Origin of the sequence: Achromobacter sp. 2789STDY5608621 (genome assembly GCF_001299375.1) — a bacterium.
Classification (GTDB): domain Bacteria; phylum Pseudomonadota; class Gammaproteobacteria; order Burkholderiales; family Burkholderiaceae_B; genus Achromobacter; species Achromobacter insuavis.
Map to the genome: position 1 here is coordinate 103,169 of NZ_CYTU01000018.1, position 18,826 is coordinate 121,994.

Consider the following 18,826-nt stretch of genomic DNA (forward strand, 5'->3'; position numbering starts at 1 on the left):
CGCCCCTATGCGGCCCGGGCCATTGGACTTGCCGCCATGCCTTTGAGCACCACCACTCCACCGCCCAGCCTAAGCAAGTCCTCAACCTTCCGCTTGGCCTCTTGAAGGCTGTAGGCGACATCCGTCTTATCGGCCGTCTGCCACCAGTACCCCACCGAGCCAATCACGTCGACTCTGCCCACCACTCGCTGCTCTTTCCCGACACGCAGGACGTACGACTCGCGAAACTGCTCCCACTTCGGCCTTCTCGTGCTGATACGCATATCAATGTCCTCCACGTCAGAGGTGGCGGAGCCACCCCCGACCGATCGAATAATGGTTAGAGAGCGGTCGGCGCCGCCTCGGTAGCTCGGGGTGCTTCCGGCTGCGCCTTGGCGCGGTACTGCACGGCTTCAATCCGCTGAAGGCCCAGGGTGACTTTCTCGGCGTCCATGCACATGCCGGCCTCTGCCTGACCGCTTTGCTCGTTGATCCATGGCCGCACATATGCGGCCCCGACCACGCTGACGGCTGCCCCAACCCGCACCACCTCGTACACCCGCTTTGCAGTTCCCTCATGCCAGATGGTCACTTGGACGGGAAACGTCCGTGAGTCGTCCTGCACGTACCCCCCATTGCCATCAGATTTGTATTCCGAGCACATCACTCGGAGCTCGCAAATTTGGCGATCATCACCCTTCACCTTGACGGTCTTCAGCACTGGATTCACCAGAACATTTCCGCCCATCTCGCTTCTCATAGCCATTTCAATGCTCCAAAAAAGTTGATCCTCGTAGAACTCTCTTACCGCGTGGACAGGGTCGTTCGCCCGTTTCGGCAGCTTCAAGATTGCTGGTTTCGTTCATAGGTTCTTGTGTTTTGCTGCAAAACGGCGCGCGGCACCAAGTTTCCAGCCCGTTGGCGCAGCGCACCATTTCGCAAGTACGATTCCACTTGGTCGACGGCTTGGCGCAGCACGCTTTCAAGCGCGTTCAATTCCATCGCGCGAACGTCGCAGTTGCGGAAGTGCTCCACGACCGATGGCGGGAGCGTCTCCAAGATTCCTGCCAGCGCTTCAAATCGCACGTAGCGCGCATGGCCTCGAATGCACCAACGCAACCGCGCCCGTCCCAGCGCCCCGCGGCCACGCTCTTCTACTAGGCGCAAGTAGCAGCCGACTTCGAATCTGGTGGTATCCAGCGCCAGATCGCTCATGGCATCCCTTGCCTGCGCCACCGAATCAGCGAACTGCCGCGACAGGGAGCGGAACGCTCCCTTACCCTTAAAGGCTTTTATGTCCACGGATACGGACGAGCACGAGAACGATGGGACACTGGCGACCGCTCGCGCACCCTCCAGCCCGGAAGGTGACGGCAAACCTGTCATGCTGGTGAGACCATCTGCGACAGACTTTGGCGACATGAGCGTCTCCATCTAGGTCAGAAGGTTCTTGTCGACGCCTGTAGCAACTGCATCCGCTAGCGGCACCGCATCCAACAGTCGCAATTCGGCAGCAGATAGATTTAGCCGGCGCTTCGTATGGCGAGGAGCCTCCTCACCCATGAACACCGGCTTGGGCACCTCCCCGAATATGGCTTTCACGGCGCTCACGCGCTGCTGGGCTGACGCTTCTGCTCCCGCGACAAAGTCGACGCGACTTAGGGTGACGAGCTCGTCCTTCATCAGATACTTCTGCCAGTACAGAACGCGTTCAAAGACGCTCCGACATTTGTGCTTGACGGCCTGCAGTAGCGCATGACCTTGGCGTCCCGAAACTAGGTCGCGACGTTGAGCACTCTTCAACACTCGTGTGAAGTAGTCGACTTCCACGATGAGTAGCGCCACCATATAGCCATAGGGCGAGGCGAAGCCGAGCTGCATTTGCGCGGGCTCCCGGGACTGCAAAACCGAGTACGCGAGGCCCTTGGCTCTCATCTCGTCCAGCTTCAACAGCAGTTGCCCTTGTTCGGATTTGATGTATGCGCGCACTTCCTCAATGCGGGCCTTCGTTTCGACCAGAGCCCAGTCTGCATAGGGATTGTCATTCGACGACAGCGACCAAAGGGATCGAAGTGCTGCCGCAACACGCTTTCCACCCGCAATCGGAGCGCCGGGCTTGCCGGGCTCGACCGCCTTTCCCATAAACAGCCGAAGGGCCTCCAGCGTGTGAAGAGACATAACGTCCTGGCTCTCGGCGACCAGCGACGGCAACGTCTTTATCTGGCGCGCCTCAGAACTCCCAACCAAGGGGTCGGCGCCGGCACGCGCTTCATGGGCCTGACGCATACGCGTAAATTCGGCCTCGCGCTCGTAGTAGAGTTGCAAGCGCCCGAAGAGAGGATGGGCCGGGTCGGGGTCATCGTCGTTGAGGAGGGAGCCCAGTATGCGGCGCTCACCGTCGAGGTCGTAACGATCGGGAAATGGGGAGTTGTCCGCCGTCGCAAATGCGGACAGGGAAGAATCAACCGCCGTTTTTTTCGGTGCCATCAGGCGCTTCTCCGTTGTTGAATGTGTTTATGGGTGATGCTGGCCCGCATCGTTAGGAAATTGCTCCAGGGCGACAGCGTGGTCGCGAATGTCAATTTCCTTGTCGACCTGTTTTGCTGCAAAACACTCATGGCCGAGCCCTCCGCTCCGCCATCACCGCGCGTAGCTCTGCGATTCGGGCGCGTCCCTCTTCCTTCGACGAAGGCTGAGGACCCGGGCAGGCCTTCGCCGCCACCACAGCCTCCGCCGCCCGCACCGAGGCGGAAACCGCAACCAGGTTGCGACGACGCTGTTCTTCAAGATGGGCAAGCTCGGGCACGAATCGTCCTTGCTGGGCCAGGAGAACCAGTCGCCTCAGGTATCCGAGCGGGTTCTCCACAGATTGCCGTCTTGCTCGCGCGCCAAACTCGTCGAGCAGGGTTTGCCGGACAGCAGTTGGCGCGTAGCCAAGAATCGTGATCGCGCCCTGCCTGCTCTCTTGCGGAAGCACGTCTGGCCACAGAAGGGAGTCCAAATCAACCACCACTGACTCGTTTCGCTGCAAAACGGCCTCCCGTGCGCGCGCGTGGGTTGTGGTCGTTGCTGTATTCGGACCTGTAGTCGTATCCCTTATAGAAGTGGACGAATCTGGCAAACTGCTATGCATGTTTCCAGCAATCTGCAATGTACGAATCCCACAATCTGATATTTCCGGTTTGGCATTACCAGTTTGTCGGTTTCGTACATTGGCAGGCGCGGGGCCCGCTTGCGGCATAGTCTGCCCCGGCTCGCCCCTAGACATTTGGAATGCCTGGTGGCGCCGCGTGGTCGCCAAACCTTCCACCTCAGCCCTCTTTCGGGCTGCTGCTTGAGATGCGAACTGTGCTTCCAGAAGCTTGCAGAGCAGTGCGGGATCTACTTGCGTGTAAACGCGCTTGGCGCCGCGGTTCAGGTAGAACTCCTGTACGAGACCTAGCTCTTTCAGCTTATCCTTGGCGTTCTCCAACGAGCGTCTATTCAGCGCGAGATCCTCTTGCCAGTTGAGTGCGGTCAGGCTGAACCAGGGATACCCGGACTCGACGGACTTGCGCTGAAGCTGGAGCAGTCGCGACAGAAGTAGACCGGCGTTCACTCCGCCGGTCACGTCTGCCAGGATGCGGTGATACGCCGTAGTTGGCCCGAGCAGATCCCGCACCGCGCGCTCAGGCGCGCGCATGAACTCAAATGTGAGTTCGACAGGAAGGGCCTCCTTCCTGCACACCTCCAAGGCCCTCGCTATGTTCGGAAGGTTCATTCGATACCACAACGTGGCTGGCCGGCCCGCCAATGTCTCCTCTACGAAGCCGAGATTGCGGAGCCTGCGGCGCGCGGTGTCGAGCTCCGCGCGCGACAGGCCTGTCTCAAGCCACCACTGCTGCTGAGTTTTAAAGATCCAGCCGTTGGTTTGAGCTACGTCTCGTCCGGTTCGCGTCCAATGCGCGAGCTGGGACAGTACGATCGCCGCCTTCGGATTCCCGGTCATACGTGCCAAGAACAGTCCAAAGGCGATAGGCCGGCTCCGCTTCAGGGCCAGCCAAAGTCGGTCGTAGGCGATGTTGGTCGACATACGACTGTCAGCTACTCAGGCTCGGAGATGGACGCGCCAGCGCCGCGTTCGCGGCCTGTACGCGTAGTTCCCTATCCACTACCAGCCAGTTGACGCGAACGGCCGTTCGCGGGGGCATTCCGATGCGCATCGTTTCCAGAAAGCCGTTCCGCTCCAATAGTCTTCGCGCTGTGAGCTGCTCTTTGTAGGACAGTCCCAGGCGCGAACGCCATTCCTCCGCGTCGATATAGACCCAGTCGCCCGCTAGTTCGGTCAGGTCGGATTGGGCGGCAAGGTCGCTCAAGATGGCCGCAGCGTTGAGACTGCCTGCGAGCTCTACGAAGGCGCGATGGATGGTGATCGGCGCGTCCAAGACTCTTAGCAAGTAATGCTCGTTGGCCTGGTCGCGCTGGGCGACGGCATCCGTATCGGCGTTCGCTGTGTACTGTCGCCCGTAGGGATCGAGCGCAAAATCCCATGCTGTCATTGCGGACTCCCGTCTGGGCACACGTGCCGACCCTCGGTGACGAACTGAGGATCGTTCGCAGCGCTTCCGCGTCGATCAAAGAGGCGAATTGGGAACCACGCAGGGTCGATGGGCGAAGCCAAAGGTCCCAAGCCCCTCCTGGGCATTGGGAAGCAACTCAACAGCGACAGGATCCTAATCACGGCCGGCCCTCCACAGGCCGGCACGGCCTGACATCGCCTTCATAGGGGGCTGATCTGCCGCACGTTCCACGACCCGTTGCATCGCGAGTGTGTACGTCAGCGGGCGAAACGCCGGCGTGCCCTTGAGGACGGTGACCATGGCACCAGGAGCATCCTCGCCAGCGTTTGCGGGTAAGGCCCGCGGTGATTTTGTCGAAGTCATCGGCGATCTCCAGTTAGCGCTGATTGAGCGCGGCGAACAGTGTGAGAAGCGTGTGCTTTGGAAATGCCTCATGGAGTGCGAGATATCGCTCCCGGACGTCAGAAGTGGTCCCCTGCAGCTCCTTCCAAATGCTGTGCACCCGAAGGTATTCCGCTGGATCCAGCTCAACGGCTGGGCCAGGCGGACTTAGCCGCATATGCGCCCGCATCTGGTCCACTTCCGCTGCCGGTATTGCCGGAAACAGCGCGCGGATCAGCGATCCGCCCGCTTGTGCGCGGAGAAACCGTCGAAGCTGCGCCATGAGCTCCTGGCGTCGCTGGTGCTCGCTCTGTTGTTCCACCAGTGCTTCGGGGTCCACGTAGATGCGCACCGTGACTGCTGGAAGCATTGCATCAAGCCCTCGATCGCGAAGGCCAGCCAATAAAAGTTCCGCCGTGTGCTGTGGTAGCGCCCCGTCGGCATGTGCGCGCCGCCGGATCTGTTCGTTCAGCTCTCGCAGCGCTTTGCGTTTCAGGGTGGGATGGGTCAACTCCAGGAAATTCATGACGCGCCTCCAGTCAACTCCACCGGCACGCCCACCGATTGCCAGAATGAGTCCTTCGAACGCTCAGGAAATGCTTGATTGAACTGTCGGACGGCTTGGATCACCCTGAGATACACAAGCCCAGTGGCATCATCCGGGTCCGTCATTCGACGCACGACGTGGTAGGAGCCGTCTGCGTAAACCGGGTCTCCCAACAGGTTGTCGCACGCATCCTGCCAGGAGTCAGTGCTTTCGGCGTGGAGCTTGAAGTCTGACTCAAGGGACAGAGCCGCGAGGCCTGCGGGCGTGTTTTGTTGCGACAGAAGGACCAGCCACCACCACGCGTAATAACGTTCGGCGTAGTCCCCACCCTGCAGAGCTTGTTCTTGCAATGAGCCCAGGTCGCCGCCAACATCCTTGGGTATCTCGACCATGAAGCGCAAAGGCAGCTCGTCAACGGACAGGAGGCACCCTTGAAGATGGCTGACCGTCACGAGTTCCTCCAGCGCATGCCAGAGTTCCCGTTCGGCGGAGCCTCGACTGTCGGCGGGCGGCTGCTTCGAACTCGGCTGCGCGCCGGCGGCTTCAGTGTCGTGCTCACCATTCCGCCGCGAGGTTGAGGCATTGGAGGTTTCATGCTGCGGAGGCAGCTTCATCTGCGTGGCCACGTTCGCTGAATCACGGCCTGAACTTTCATCGGCACCGTCCGAGGCTTGCGTGTCTGCCAGGGAGCTGCCTGGTGCTGGCGCATGCTGCTTCGCGTCACGCACCAAGCTCGCGGATTCAGCGTCCGGATTAGCCTGGAGGATCTGCACCGCGCGTTGGAGCTCGTCCACCGTAAGACTGATGCGCTGGGCGAAGTTCTCGTCAAGACGAGCAGTGAATGCCGCGAAGTCCAGCGACTTGGTCGCGACGTAGCGCTCTCGCATGTGATCGATCGCGAGCGTCCAAGCCTGGTCGAGAGCCTCCTCGGCACCAAGCTTCGCCGCAATCGTCGCCAGCCGACTGCGTGCCGGTATGAAGCGGTCCTGCACATCGCGCCTGGAGAGCTGGCTGGCCGCGCACGCCAGGTCGGCCAGATGCTTCATGGTGAAACCATAGTGGCTCAGAAGCGCAGGGGACGCCTGTATTCCTTCACCTGCTTTGAGGTGTTCGGAAAAGTCACGCAAGCTCATCGGGCCGCCGCGTTCGCGCTCCACCTCCTGCTTCAGGTCAAAGGTCGAACGCGCTGCGTCCCAAAACAGCAGGCCCGAGCGTTGGTCGTTCTCCACCATATGGGCCGCGAGAAGGGCTGCCTCGCTGCGGTACGGAACCTTCACGAAGTCCATATGCAAGAACTGCATATGGCCTTCGGCGACCAGTTCCTGCAGGATTTCCAAGCGGGTGTTGCCGCCCTTAGCCGGGATGTACTGCTTCTCGCCAGGTCTCTGCGTAACAGCAATCATCTGATCGAGGCCGCGCGTGCGGATCGACTCCTTGATCTCGTCGTACTTTTCATTGCGAACCGTCCGCGGGTTGCGCTCGTACAGACGGCAGTCGTCTCGGACATTGAGGGTAATCACGTTGGTCAACGCCGAGTCGATTGCGGCAGGGTCCGGCGACCTTTCGCTCAGCCGCGAAGCGATCATTTGGTCCAGGTCTACTTTCTTCGATGCGGGCTTCATCAGTTGCCCCTCAGGATTGGCAGCTTTTCGTCCTCGCCAGCGAGGGCGGTGGCCATGAAAAGCAAGTCGTCTTCATCAAGCACGCCGAGGTTTCGATACGCGCTCACGGCGCCTAACACCACGCCCAAGTGCAGGGCGCGTTCGGGGGAGCCCGCGGTTGCACGATGCAAAAGATCGAGCTCGGTGCTCAAGTGCAGGAGAGCAAGCTCCTTGTTCGTGCTCATGCCTCTACCCTCCCCGAGCTGATGGCGGACCACGCTTTCAAGTAGGGCGTTGGGTCCGGCACGATAAAGATCGGGCGGTGGACCCAGCGATGGAGGACTGGGTCTTCAAAAATTCTTGCGGCCTCGGTCTCTGAGACGCCCATAAGGCTCATTTCGCTGAAGCTCACGACTTCGGAGGGAGCCGTCGACGTAGAATCAAGGCCGACGGGTCGCATCGCGAGGAGAGCGGTCTGCACTACGGCAGCAGCACGCGCGCGTCGCATTTCCAGGGGCGCGTGATCTGAAGACACGGCCACGTAAAACGTCAGGGGCGGCTGCTCTCCTCCAGCAGGCGCGGTTGCGCGGAACACGTCTCCGATGTCCGGCAGTTCGGGAAGTCTAATGGCTCTTTTCATTGCTCAAGCCCCCGCGTCACTAGGCTGGCCCTGACCGTCCACGTAGATGCCGTTCAATGCGGGGAAGAGCTCCCAAGCCAAGCGGTGCATGACGTCCCAGGGCGACTTGTCCCCCCTGCGACGGTCGTATTGATGAACCGGAATTCGTGCAGTCGTCGCAGCGGTATAGGCGGCTGCATGCGGAACGACCGTCTCTAGAATGCCCTTCACCTGCCGATGACCGAGGAAGCTTCGGCGAATTTGATCCGCAACGTGACGCGCGTTGTTGTTACGCTCCAGGGCGCTGATGACGACGTATAGGTCCCCATTGCGGAAGTCGGCGCCGAAGTCGGACAGACTGTTCAAAGACTCCATCATGCGCAGCGTGCCGTCTGCAAATTCAGCCGCAGACAGAACGTCAGGCTTGATCGGCGACAGGATCACGTCCGCCGCCATCGCCGCCGTCTTCTGCAGCTCGCCCGCCGCGCCCTGGGTGTCGATGATGATCGCGTGGTATTTCTCGACGGCCGCTGAGCGCCTCACTGCCCGGCGCATTATCAACAGACGATCTTCACGATCCTTCAGCCACGTTTGCAGATTCCCCGCGACAGCATCCGAGCAAACGATGTCGATTCCCGGAATCGCGGTCTTGCTGATGCAGTCTTCGGTGACGAGGCCACCGCGCGTAATAACTCGCGTCAGCCCGTGTTCAGCGCGCTGTTCGATGGGGTAGTACTTCGTCAGGCTGTTCTGTTCGTCCGCGTCGAACAACAGCACCTGCATGCCGAAATCGGCAAATATTCCTGCGAGATTTGCGCAGGTTGTGGTCTTCGTGACTCCACCTTTGGTGGACGCGACAGCGATCACGTGTGGCATGGCGTTCCTCTTTTCGGCGCTAGGCCATTCGGCCCAGTTGCATACCCGTTCAAGGGCGGTTATCGTTAGTCAAAACACGGTTCCGTGTTACACGATTTTGTGTAATTCAGGGCGACATTACCCGAATCCGTGTAATTCGGCAAGATAGGACTGGCGATGGAATATCAGGAATTTGTAGAAGCCGCGCTCAAGGGGCGCAGCGTGAACAGCATGGCGAAGGCGTGGGGTCTGAAACAGCAGACCCTGGATCGCTATGTGAAGGGCACGCACCTTCCGGACTACCGGACTGCTATGCTGATGGCTCAGGAAGCGGGCGTCGCGATCGATGCGACGTTCATCTTGCTGGCACAGGAAGAGAGCAAACGCAAAAAAGCCGGCGCCGCTTTCGCGGTTCCGGCTATTGCTGCTGGTGTCGAGAACACCACCAAGAATTCGACCACAGATAAGTGGTCGGGGCGAGAGGATTCGAACCTCCGACTCCTGCGTCCCGAACGCAGTACTCTACCAGGCTGAGCTACGCCCCGAGTCTGGGTATGGGCCTATACATCTCCCACACCTTACAGCTACTGACTTCGTTGCGCTCAGTGCAACCAAATCATCTTTCCGCTTCGGCTTGAAGGCTTGGGCCTTCCCGCCTGGTGAACATTTCACCACCACGCTGTTTAGCGACTGTTTCCAGCACTGCTTTTCAGCTAGCGATCTCTATTCACCGCGAAAGCGCAGAATTCTAACAGAGAATTTAGAAAAGGGGAAACGGGATACGAAGAAAGTGCTTCGCGGGCCCGATTCGCCTCGACCTCGGCGGCCTGGCGGGCGTGTTCCAGCGCGTCCGTCGCCTGGATGGCGGCGGCCACGGCGGCGAAATCGGCATCGCCCGTCTTGATGGCGTCGCGGATCAATTGCTGCTGTTCCGGGGTGCCCACTTCCATCACGCGGATCAGCGGCAGCGTCGGCTTGCCCTCGCGCAGGTCATCGCCCACGTTCTTGCCCAGCGCGGCGGCATCGCCGCTGTAGTCCAGCACGTCGTCGACCAGCTGGAAGGCGGTGCCCACATGCCGGCCATACGCGGCGGCGGCGGCTTCCTGCTCGGGCGTGGCGCCGGCCAGCACCGCGCCCACCTGGGCCGCGGCCTCGAACAGCTTGGCGGTCTTGTAGCGCACGACTTGCAGGTAGCGCTCCTGCGACACGTCCGGATCGTGCACGTTCAGCAGCTGCAGCACCTCGCCCTCGGCGATCACCGTGGTGGCCTCGGACAGGATGCTCATGATGCGCATCGAGTCGGCCTCGACCATCATCTCGAACGAACGCGAATAGAGATAGTCGCCCACCAGCACGCTGGCGGCGTTGCCGAACACCGCGTTGGCGGTCTCGCGGCCACGGCGCAGGTCGGACTCGTCGACCACGTCGTCATGCAGCAGCGTCGCCGTATGGATGAATTCCACGACGGCGGCCAGCAACTGGTGATGCGTCCCTTCGTAGCCCAGCGCGCGCGCCACCATCAGCACCATCGCCGGACGCATGCGCTTGCCGCCGGCGCCAATGATGTAGTCGCCGATCGTACGGATCAGCACCACCTCGGAATTCAGCCGCTCGCGGATAACCGCATCGACGGCTTTCATATCGTCAACTATGGGAGCAATGAGCGCGGGGAGATTCAAGACGTATCCGGAGAGTGAAACGAGCCGTATGTAACAGCTCTTACCGCTGGGCCGCCGCAATGGCGGGGGATTCGACCAGCGATTATACGGGCTGTCAGGAACCAAAGCCGGACCCGGGAACGCCCCGCGCCCCGGGACGCGCCCGCCATCGACGGCCGTCATCCGCATTGATCGGCCCCCCTTTTTTCACCATCCGGAACGGCCGCCGCGGCGTCCAGGCGACACCTAAGCCCTTACCCCGCAAGCGCTTTTTGACTTTTCCCCAGCCCCACGCTAATATCCCGGATTCGGTCAGTGATGGCCGAATTACGTCGGTGAATTACGCACTACGCGCCCGGTGAACCGCAGGGAAGCAAACGCGGGGAAAAGCGGATGGGCCCAGAGTCCACGCCCGCTTGATACGCAGCCTTCCAGCATGCAGCACGGCCCCGAACATCCAGGGTCGTCCAACCGCCAGGCAAGTACCGCCAGCCCAGCAGGGCCGGCAAGCGAATAAGCCCATTTACCTATTTAAGGAATACCCCATGTACGCGGTCGTAAAAACCGGTGGCAAGCAGTACCGTGTTGCCATTGGCGAAAAACTCAAGGTAGAACAGATACCGGCTGACATTGGGCAAGAAATCACCCTGGATCAAGTGCTGTCCGTGGGCGAAGGCGACCAACTGAAAGTTGGTACGCCCCTCGTCGCCGGCGCCGTGATCAAGGCAACGGTTCTTGCGCAAGGCCGCCACGACAAGGTCAAGATCTTCAAGATGCGCCGTCGCAAGCACTATCAGAAGCGTCAGGGCCACCGTCAGAACTACACCGAAATCCGCATCGAAGCCATCACGGCTTAAGACGCGACTCGGTACCACATTAGCAGGAGCTAAACATGGCACAGAAAAAGGGCGGCGGCTCTACGCGAAACGGACGCGACTCAGAATCGAAGCGTCTGGGCGTCAAGGCTTTCGGCGGTGAACTGATTCCCGCTGGTTCGATCATCGTGCGTCAGCGCGGTACCCGTTTCCACGCTGGCGTGAACGTCGGCATGGGCAAGGACCACACCCTGTTCGCGCTGATCGACGGCAAGGTTCAATTCGGCTTCAAGGGCGCGTTGAACAAGCAAACCGTTTCGATCGTCGCCGCCGAGTAATCCTCGACGCAGCACGATCCGGCCAGCGGCGCGGTCGCCTCAGCGATCCGCCGCAGGCCAGAACGGCAAAGCCCTGTCGCACGCGGCAGGGCTTTTTTTCCTTCCGGCCACCGCAAATGCGCGGTGACCCTCGCCGCGTTGCGGCGAAGCCCCCTATCTCATACACGCGCAGACATCATGAAATTCGTAGACGAAGCCACCATTGAAGTCGTCGCCGGCAAAGGCGGCAATGGCGTGGCGAGCTTTCGCCGCGAAAAATTCATCCCCAAGGGCGGCCCGGACGGCGGCGACGGCGGACGCGGCGGCACCATCTTCGCGGTGGCCGATCGCAACATCAACACGCTGATCGACTTCCGCTACGCGCGCCTGCACCGCGCCAAGAACGGCGAAAACGGCCGCGGCTCGGACCAGTACGGCGCCGCCGCCCCGGACATCACGCTGCGCGTGCCCGTCGGCACCATCATCCATGACGCCGACACCGGCGAAGTCCTGTTCGACCTGAACCGCCACGAGCAGAAAGTCGTGCTGGCCGCGGGCGGCCAGGGCGGCATGGGCAACATGCACTTCAAGTCCAGCGTCAACCGCGCCCCGCGCCAGTGGACGCCCGGCAAGGAAGGCGAACACCGCTACCTGCGCATGGAACTGAAGGTGCTGGCCGACGTCGGCCTGCTGGGCCTGCCCAACGCCGGCAAGTCCACGCTGATCACCCGCATCTCCAACGCCAAGCCGAAGATCGCCGACTACCCGTTCACGACGCTGCACCCGAACCTGGGCGTGGTGCGCACCTCACCGTCGCGCAGCTTCGTCGTGGCCGACATCCCCGGCCTGATCGAAGGAGCCTCCGAAGGCGCCGGCCTGGGCCACCTGTTCCTGCGCCACCTCGCGCGCACCCGCGTGCTGCTGCACCTGGTCGACGTGTCCACCCCCGATCCCGACGCGGATCCCGTGGAGCAGGCCGTGGTCGATGCCCGCGCCATCGTCGAGGAACTGCGCCGCTACGATCCCGAGCTGGCCGCCAAGCCGCGCTGGCTGGTGCTGAACAAGCTGGACATGGTGACCGATCCCGAGGACACCAAGCGCCGCTTCATCGAGCTGTACGACTGGAAGGGCCCGGTGTTCGGCATTTCCGGCCTGTCCGGCGAAGGCACCCAGGACCTGATCTACGCGCTGCAGGACTACCTCGACGCGGAACGCGAAAAGGAACAGCTGGCGCAGGACCAGGCCGACGGCACCTACGTCGCCGAAGACCCGCGCTTCGACGACACCCGCACCGACGCCGACAAGAAGCCGGCCGCGCCGCGTGGCGACGAATAAGCCATAATCGCAATCTCATTCGATTACGCCTTTTTCGCGCCGCAGCCCGCCGCCATCATGTCTGCCGAATCACCCGCCGTTTCCGTCGTCACCCACGCCCAGCGCCTTGTCGCCAAGGTCGGCTCGTCGCTGGTCACCAATGAAGGCCGAGGCCTGGATCGCGCCGCCGTGGCGCACTGGGCCGCCCAGATCGCCGCGCTGCACAAGCAGGGCAAGCAGGTGGTGCTGGTGTCCAGCGGCGCCATCGCCGAAGGCATGGCCCGCCTGGGCTGGCGCAAGCGCCCGTCGGTGATGCACGAACTGCAGGCCGCGGCGGCGGTGGGCCAGATGGGCCTGTGCCAGGCCTACGAAGCGGCCTTCGCCGAATACGGCCTGCGCACCGCGCAGATCCTGCTGACCCACGAAGACCTGGCCGACCGCCACCGCTATCTGAACGCGCGCAGCACGCTGTTCGCGCTGCTGCGCCTGGGCGTGGTGCCGATCGTCAATGAAAACGACACCGTGGTCACCGACGAGATCCGGCTGGGCGACAACGACACGCTGGGCGCGCTGGTCACCAACCTGATCGAAGCCGACACGCTGATCATCCTGACCGACCAGCGCGGCCTGTACGACTCCGACCCCCGCAAGAATCCCGACGCCAAGTTCATGGCCCACGCCCAGGCCGGCGATCCGGCGCTGGAAGCCATGGCAGGCGGCGCCGGCAGCGGCATCGGCACCGGCGGCATGCTGACCAAGGTGCTGGCGGCCAAGCGCGCCGCGCACAGCGGCGCGCACACCGTGATCGCCTCGGGCCGCGAACGCAACGTGCTGACGCGCCTGGCGCAAGGCGAATGCATCGGCAGCGAGTTGCGCGCCGTGCTGCCCGTCTGGTCGGCGCGCAAGCAATGGCTGGCCGACCACCTGCGCCTGCGCGGCCGCGTGGTGCTGGACGACGGCGCCGTGCAGGCGCTGCTGCGTGAAGGCAAGAGCCTGCTGCCGATCGGCGTGGTGGACGTGGAAGGCGAATTCGGCCGCGGCGACGTGGTCGCCTGCGTCGACGGCCAGGGCCGCGAATGCGCGCGCGGCCTGATCAATTATTCGTCGGTGGATACGCGCCGCATCCTGCGCCAGCCGTCATCGCAGATCGCGCGCATCCTCGGCAGCATGACCGACCCCGAACTGATGCATCGCGACAACCTGGTCGTGCTCTGACAGGCACCGCCGGTTGACGATGAAGAAGGCGCCCTCAGGGGCGCCTTTTTTTGTGGTCGGGACAGCGCCTGCTTGCGACCGGGAGCACGTGATCGCAATGGCCGTCCGCACCGCGCCAGCCGGACCGCGCCGGCGGCGGGCCAGGTTACTGCTGTTCGGCCGGCACGCCCTGCGGCAGCAGCATGTAGCCCCACCCGCGCACGGCCAGCACCGGCAGGTCGATGTTGAGCCGACGCGCCTTGGAACGCAGGCGCGACACCAGCACATCGACACGCCGCGCGCCGTCCAGCGAATCACGCGTGGCATCGGGGAAGAAGCCCTCGCGCGGCAGGCACTGGTGCGGCGCATTCAACAAGCTGACGAAAAAGGCGCGTTCGGTGTTGGTCAGGGGCAGCCGTTCACCGGCGGGCCCGGCCAGCATGCGGCCACGGCCATCGACGCGCCAGCGCGGCATGGCGTCGGCCGCGGGATGCTGGTAGCGAATCAGGTTGCGCAGGACGGCATCCCATTCGGGGATGTTCGCCTGCAGCGGCACGCACACATGAGCGCCCGCGTCGAGCGCGGCGATGCGGGCCGGCGCGGAATCTTCGGGGGATTGCCAGACCACGGCGCAACCCGGCGCGGCGCGACGCAACGCCGCAATCAGTTGCGGCAGGTCGTCGGTGGCGCCGCGCAACACGATGGCATCGGCGGGTTCATTGCGCAGCCGCGCCAACAGGCCCTCCGGCGAGCGGCACAGACCGACCTCCCATTGAAATTGACGTAAGGTATGCACGAACTTGTTGCATGCCATTCCACCAAGTTGCACGACGAGGACGTAACCTCTTTCCTGCATGTGAGCGCCTCTTCGAACTTATCACTTAAGTAATATTTATATCCACCAAAGTGCCTACGGCGCAAGCTTCAATCGACGCGTGAAGACTTTTTCAGACCGACTGAAGCACGCCCGTCTTTTGCGTGGCCACACGCAGAAAACCTTGGCGCGCCTGACCCGCCTGTCGCAGAGCGCGATCGGCAGCTATGAGAGCGGGCTGCGGCATTCGAGCCGTTCCCTGCGCAAGCTGGCGCAGGTGTTGAAGGTGGAACTCGAATGGCTGGAGACCGGCAAGGGTCCCATGGAACTGCCCATGGAAAGCTACGACCTGAGCGATACGCTGCCGGCCACCGGCGTCTCGGAGCCCCTGCCCCGCGCCATTGCGCGACGCGGGCGGCCGTTGGCGCCATGGCCCTACGCCACGATCTCGCCCGCCATGCTCGACACGCTCACGGCCGAGGACCGGGTGGCGCTGGAGGCGGTGACACTGGCCTTCATTGAAGCCATGACGGCGCGTCGCGGCGTCAAGCCGCGCGGCCGCAAGGGCTGAGACAAGGGCGGAAGCAGGACAAAAAAAACCCGGCATCGCCGGGTTTTTTCATGCCTGGAAAGATCAGGGCTTGGCGGGCGCCGGGGCCGGCGCGGCGCCAGGAGCGGGCGCGCTTTCGCCACGGATCTTGGCGGCGATGTCGGAGGCCGCTTGCGCCGACGGCACGCCGAAGGCCAGCACGCCACGGTTCAGCGGTTCGCCAATGCGCGGGGCGGCGATCAGTTCACGATCGATCACCAGCGCCAGCATGTTGCCGACGTTCTGGGTGCTGATCTCGGTCAGCTTGCGCGTGCCGGCTTCCGAGAAACGCAGACCAACGAAATTGGCGCCTTGGCGATCCACCAGGGCGGCGGCTTCGGTCAGGTCGGCGCGCGTCAGCACGGGCTGCTGCTGCATGTAGAGCTTGCCGTCGGGCAGGCTGACTTCGACCAGGCCAGGGGCGGCCTGGGTCTGGGCCACGTAGAACTCGACCACCGAGGCGGTGGCGGGCTGCTGCTGCCCGGAGGATTGCTGCTGGCCGGCCGCATCGGGCGTGGCGGCGGCGCCGGATTTGGTCGGGGCGGTCTTGCAACCCGCAAGCGCAAGGGTCATGACCACCAGGGCGGGTGCCAGTTTGCGTAGGGTAAGTTGCATGCTCGTTTCCTTCTTGAGTGGACTGAGGCCGGAGGGCTGACCCCCGGCTGACCGAAAAAGTGTACAGAACCTATATGGCACTGTCTCCGCAGACTGATTCCAAATGTAAAGCGGTACTACCAGCATCGGCAATCCATCGAGGATCACGCTGCCGCAGCGCAGCATCGACCGCCATTCGCGCGGGGGCCGGGCAGGCTCTATACTTCGCTTTCGCGCAGGGGTACTCGTCGCGCCGAACCGGCCCGACGTGTTGAGAGAGTCCCTTCGTACCAGTACGGATAATGCCGATGCTGGGAGCCGTATTCCCGCCATGCCTGCATGGCGGGAGTCCATTCCCGATCGGCTCCAAACCATTCGCTTGGAGCTTTCCATGAACGCCAATCCCAAATTCCTTGCCGCCACCGCCGAAGTCGACGCGGCCGCGGTCGCCCCGTTGCCCAAATCCCGCCGGGTCTACGAAGTCGGTTCCCGTCCCGACATCCGCGTCCCGTTCCGCGAGATCGAGCAGGACGACACGCCCACCATGTTCGGTGGCGAAAAGAACCCGCCGCTGACCGTCTACGACTGCAGCGGCCCCTACACCGACCCCGATGCCAAGATCGACATCCGCCGCGGCCTGCCGGAAGTGCGCCGCGCCTGGATCGACGAGCGCGGCGACACGGAAGTGCTGTCCGGCCCGACCAGCGACTACGGCAAGGAACGCCTGACCGATCCCAAGCTGACGGCCATGCGCTTCGACCTGCAGCGCCCGCCGCGCCGCGCCGTGGCCGGCGCCAACGTCTCGCAGATGCACTACGCGCGCCGCGGCATCATCACGCCCGAAATGGAATACGTGGCGATCCGCGAAAGCCTGCGCCGCGAACACTACCTGCAGACGCTGCGCGACAGCGGTCCGGACGGCGAGAAAATGGTCAAGCGCCTGCTGCGCCAACACCCGGGCCAGTCGTTCGGCGCCGCCATCCCGGCCGCCATCACGCCGGAATTCGTGCGCGACGAGATCGCGCGCGGCCGCGCCATCATCCCCGCCAACATCAACCACCCGGAAGTCGAGCCGATGGCGATCGGCCGCAATTTCCTGGTCAAGATCAACGCCAACATCGGCAACTCGGCCGTCAGTTCGGGCATCGGCGAGGAAGTCGAGAAGATGACCTGGGCGATCCGCTGGGGCGGCGACACGGTCATGGATCTGTCGACGGGCAAGCACATCCACGAAACGCGTGAATGGATCATCCGCAATTCGCCGGTGCCGATCGGCACGGTGCCGATCTACCAGGCGTTGGAGAAGGTCGACGGCAAGGCCGAGGAACTGACCTGGGAGATCTTCCGCGACACGCTGATCGAGCAGGCCGAACAAGGCGTGGACTACTTCACGATCCACGCCGGCGTGCGCCTGCCGTTCATTCCGATGACGGCGGACCGCATGACGGGCATCGTCTCGCGCGGCGGCTCGATCATGGCCAAGTGGTGTCTGGCGCACCACAAGGAGAGCTTCCTGTACGAGCGCTTCGAGGAAATCTGCGAAATCATGAAGGCCTACGACGTCAGCTTCTCGCTGGGCGACGGCCTGCGCCCGGGCTCGGGCTATGACGCCAACGACGAAGCCCAGTTCGCCGAGCTCAAGACGCTGGGCGAGCTGACGCAGGTGGCCTGGAAGCACGATGTGCAGGTGATGATCGAAGGCCCGGGCCACGTGCCGATGCAGATGATCAAGGAAAACATGGAGCTGCAGCTGGAACACTGCCACGAGGCGCCGTTCTACACGCTGGGCCCCCTGACGACCGACATCGCGCCGGGCTACGACCACATCACCTCGGGCATCGGCGCGGCGCTGATCGGCTGGTACGGCACGGCGATGCTCTGTTACGTGACGCCCAAGGAGCACCTGGGGCTGCCGAACAAGAAGGACGTGAAGGACGGCATCATCACGTACAAGATCGCGGCGCACGCGGCGGACCTGGCCAAGGGCCATCCGGGCGCGGCGATCCGCGACAACGCGCTGTCGAAGGCGCGCTTCGAGTTCCGCTGGGACGACCAGTTCAACCTGGGCCTGGATCCGGACACGGCCAAGGAGTTCCACGACGAGACGCTGCCGAAGGATTCGATGAAGGTGGCGCACTTCTGCTCGATGTGCGGACCGCATTTCTGCAGCATGAAGATCACGCAGGATGTGCGCGACTATGCGGCGTCGCAGGGCGTGAGCGAAAAAGACGCCCTGCAAAAAGGCATGCAGGAGAAGTCGATCGAGTTCGTGAAGAAGGGCGCCGAGGTTTATCACCGGCAGTGATCTTCTGAACGGATTTCGCCTTTGCCGGGCTGGTCGCTGATGGCGGCGGTTTGGTGGACTTGGGGCGATATGAAAGGCCTGGATGCGTTGCTCCAGGCCTTTTTTGTTATCCGTGGTGTTTTTTTGCGGAGTTGGTCTGATCTTGGGTTGCGAGGGTTGGATTCTTGAGACGCCCGGAGCGGTGTCGGTGTGGGCGAGGCGGGGCTACGAATGGATGGCAATGATCTGCGTGCATCAGGCTTGGAGAAGCGAATAGCTAAGCGCGCGGGATCCCTGGCTTGCAGAGAGCGAACTCGATGGCGAGAGAAAAGAGAGAACAGGAAGACCGTCGAAAAAACGAAGTCCAAAAGCCGCGCACCACAGAAACACCGCAAGCCCCACGACTGTTTGTGGGCGGCGCAAGCGCTCGCCACGCGCAAACCAGTACCCACCGCGCCGCCCACCACCGCCCCCCAAAGGAGATGGGCGCACCAGAAAACCACTCTGCACCATCGCGCAGCGCACCCAAATCACTTGCAGCGACACAAACGCCCATTGCGGCCGCCCGCGCGGCCGCAATGGGCAGCCCTGCAGGTTTCATGCCCTGCACACAGGTCTAGCAGCGCACCGAGCCAAGACGCACGTAGCCCCTCGGTCGGGCGGACCCGATGGCGGGCAACCTCGATGCGCCCGAGGGAATCCGAAG

At 62.8% G+C, this 18,826-nt stretch carries 19 protein-coding genes and 1 tRNA gene; 6 read left to right on the forward strand and 14 right to left on the reverse strand.

What is annotated here, in order from left to right; genetic code table 11:
* Positions 1 to 5: 5 nt before the first annotated feature.
* The 12 genes from AOZ53_RS18140 to ispB form a co-directional block, all read right to left on the reverse strand.
* Positions 6 to 263 (reverse strand): hypothetical protein, encoded by a 258-nt coding sequence (locus tag AOZ53_RS18140; RefSeq protein WP_006224638.1) that lies wholly within the window; start codon positions 261 to 263, stop codon positions 6 to 8.
* 56 nt (positions 264 to 319) lie between these two features.
* Complete coding sequence (locus tag AOZ53_RS18145; RefSeq protein WP_006224639.1) at positions 320 to 826, reverse strand: single-stranded DNA-binding protein; 507 nt, start codon at positions 824 to 826, stop codon at positions 320 to 322.
* On the reverse strand, positions 823 to 1,401 hold the full coding sequence (locus tag AOZ53_RS34230; RefSeq protein WP_127186024.1) for a hypothetical protein: 579 nt from the start codon (positions 1,399 to 1,401) through the stop codon (positions 823 to 825). The genes AOZ53_RS18145 and AOZ53_RS34230 overlap by 4 nt, the downstream gene beginning before the upstream one ends.
* Before the next feature lie 12 nt (positions 1,402 to 1,413).
* Positions 1,414 to 2,466: a PFL_4669 family integrating conjugative element protein gene (locus tag AOZ53_RS18150; RefSeq protein ID WP_006224641.1), complete on the reverse strand. Its 1,053-nt coding sequence runs from the start codon at positions 2,464 to 2,466 to the stop codon at positions 1,414 to 1,416.
* Positions 2,467 to 2,593: 127 nt separating this feature from the next.
* The gene (locus AOZ53_RS34235) at positions 2,594 to 4,051 is read right to left on the reverse strand and encodes a hypothetical protein (RefSeq protein WP_006224642.1); all 1,458 of its coding nucleotides are present in this window, start codon (positions 4,049 to 4,051) and stop codon (positions 2,594 to 2,596) included.
* Positions 4,052 to 4,058: 7 nt separating this feature from the next.
* Positions 4,059 to 4,517, reverse strand: coding sequence for a hypothetical protein (locus tag AOZ53_RS18155; RefSeq protein ID WP_006224643.1), 459 nt, complete (start codon positions 4,515 to 4,517; stop codon positions 4,059 to 4,061).
* Positions 4,518 to 4,914: 397 nt separating this feature from the next.
* Complete coding sequence (locus AOZ53_RS18160; RefSeq protein WP_006224644.1) at positions 4,915 to 5,445, reverse strand: hypothetical protein; 531 nt, start codon at positions 5,443 to 5,445, stop codon at positions 4,915 to 4,917.
* Positions 5,442 to 7,088: a ParB N-terminal domain-containing protein gene (locus AOZ53_RS18165; RefSeq protein WP_006224645.1), complete on the reverse strand. Its 1,647-nt coding sequence runs from the start codon at positions 7,086 to 7,088 to the stop codon at positions 5,442 to 5,444. Before AOZ53_RS18165 ends, AOZ53_RS18160 begins: the two co-directional genes overlap by 4 nt.
* The gene (locus tag AOZ53_RS18170) at positions 7,088 to 7,312 is read right to left on the reverse strand and encodes a hypothetical protein (protein ID WP_006224646.1); all 225 of its coding nucleotides are present in this window, start codon (positions 7,310 to 7,312) and stop codon (positions 7,088 to 7,090) included. Before AOZ53_RS18170 ends, AOZ53_RS18165 begins: the two co-directional genes overlap by 1 nt.
* 398 nt (positions 7,313 to 7,710) lie before the next feature.
* Positions 7,711 to 8,562 carry a ParA family protein gene (locus tag AOZ53_RS18180; RefSeq protein ID WP_054488783.1) on the reverse strand — a complete coding sequence of 284 codons (852 nt, stop codon included), beginning with the start codon at positions 8,560 to 8,562 and terminating at the stop codon, positions 7,711 to 7,713.
* Positions 8,563 to 9,009: 447 nt separating this feature from the next.
* Positions 9,010 to 9,086, reverse strand: a tRNA-Pro gene (locus tag AOZ53_RS18185).
* A 168-nt stretch (positions 9,087 to 9,254) separates the two neighbouring features.
* Positions 9,255 to 10,220 carry an octaprenyl diphosphate synthase gene (gene ispB, locus AOZ53_RS18190; RefSeq protein WP_054429340.1) on the reverse strand — a complete coding sequence of 322 codons (966 nt, stop codon included), beginning with the start codon at positions 10,218 to 10,220 and terminating at the stop codon, positions 9,255 to 9,257.
* 524 nt (positions 10,221 to 10,744) lie between these two features.
* On the opposite strand from ispB, the gene rplU reads away from it, so the two are divergent.
* The 4 genes from rplU (at position 10,745) to proB (ending at position 13,860) form a co-directional block, all read left to right on the forward strand.
* Positions 10,745 to 11,056: a 50S ribosomal protein L21 gene (rplU, locus tag AOZ53_RS18195; RefSeq protein ID WP_006389960.1), complete on the forward strand. Its 312-nt coding sequence runs from the start codon at positions 10,745 to 10,747 to the stop codon at positions 11,054 to 11,056.
* 35 nt (positions 11,057 to 11,091) lie between these two features.
* On the forward strand, positions 11,092 to 11,352 hold the full coding sequence (rpmA, locus tag AOZ53_RS18200) for a 50S ribosomal protein L27 (RefSeq protein WP_006216229.1): 261 nt from the start codon (positions 11,092 to 11,094) through the stop codon (positions 11,350 to 11,352).
* 177 nt (positions 11,353 to 11,529) lie between these two features.
* The gene (gene obgE, locus AOZ53_RS18205) at positions 11,530 to 12,666 is read left to right on the forward strand and encodes a GTPase ObgE (protein WP_054429339.1); all 1,137 of its coding nucleotides are present in this window, start codon (positions 11,530 to 11,532) and stop codon (positions 12,664 to 12,666) included.
* Positions 12,667 to 12,723: 57 nt separating this feature from the next.
* The gene (gene proB / locus AOZ53_RS18210) at positions 12,724 to 13,860 is read left to right on the forward strand and encodes a glutamate 5-kinase (RefSeq protein WP_054429338.1); all 1,137 of its coding nucleotides are present in this window, start codon (positions 12,724 to 12,726) and stop codon (positions 13,858 to 13,860) included.
* 145 nt (positions 13,861 to 14,005) lie between these two features.
* Here the strand turns inward: proB and AOZ53_RS18215 are convergent, their stop codons facing one another.
* Positions 14,006 to 14,635, reverse strand: a complete 630-nt coding sequence (locus AOZ53_RS18215; protein ID WP_231689814.1) for a winged helix-turn-helix domain-containing protein — start codon at positions 14,633 to 14,635, stop codon at positions 14,006 to 14,008.
* A 139-nt stretch (positions 14,636 to 14,774) separates the two neighbouring features.
* On the opposite strand from AOZ53_RS18215, the gene AOZ53_RS18220 reads away from it, so the two are divergent.
* Positions 14,775 to 15,224, forward strand: a complete 450-nt coding sequence (locus AOZ53_RS18220; protein ID WP_050813108.1) for a helix-turn-helix domain-containing protein — start codon at positions 14,775 to 14,777, stop codon at positions 15,222 to 15,224.
* 63 nt (positions 15,225 to 15,287) lie between these two features.
* On the opposite strand, the gene AOZ53_RS18225 is transcribed toward AOZ53_RS18220, so the two are convergent.
* A complete protein-coding gene (locus AOZ53_RS18225) occupies positions 15,288 to 15,857 on the reverse strand; it encodes a SecDF P1 head subdomain-containing protein (protein ID WP_054474866.1) in 570 nt (189 codons plus the stop codon).
* Positions 15,858 to 16,227: 370 nt separating this feature from the next.
* Between AOZ53_RS18225 and thiC the strand changes: the two genes are divergently transcribed.
* The gene (thiC, locus tag AOZ53_RS18230; RefSeq protein ID WP_054429335.1) at positions 16,228 to 18,141 is read left to right on the forward strand and encodes a phosphomethylpyrimidine synthase ThiC; all 1,914 of its coding nucleotides are present in this window, start codon (positions 16,228 to 16,230) and stop codon (positions 18,139 to 18,141) included.
* Positions 18,142 to 18,826: the final 685 nt, after the last annotated feature.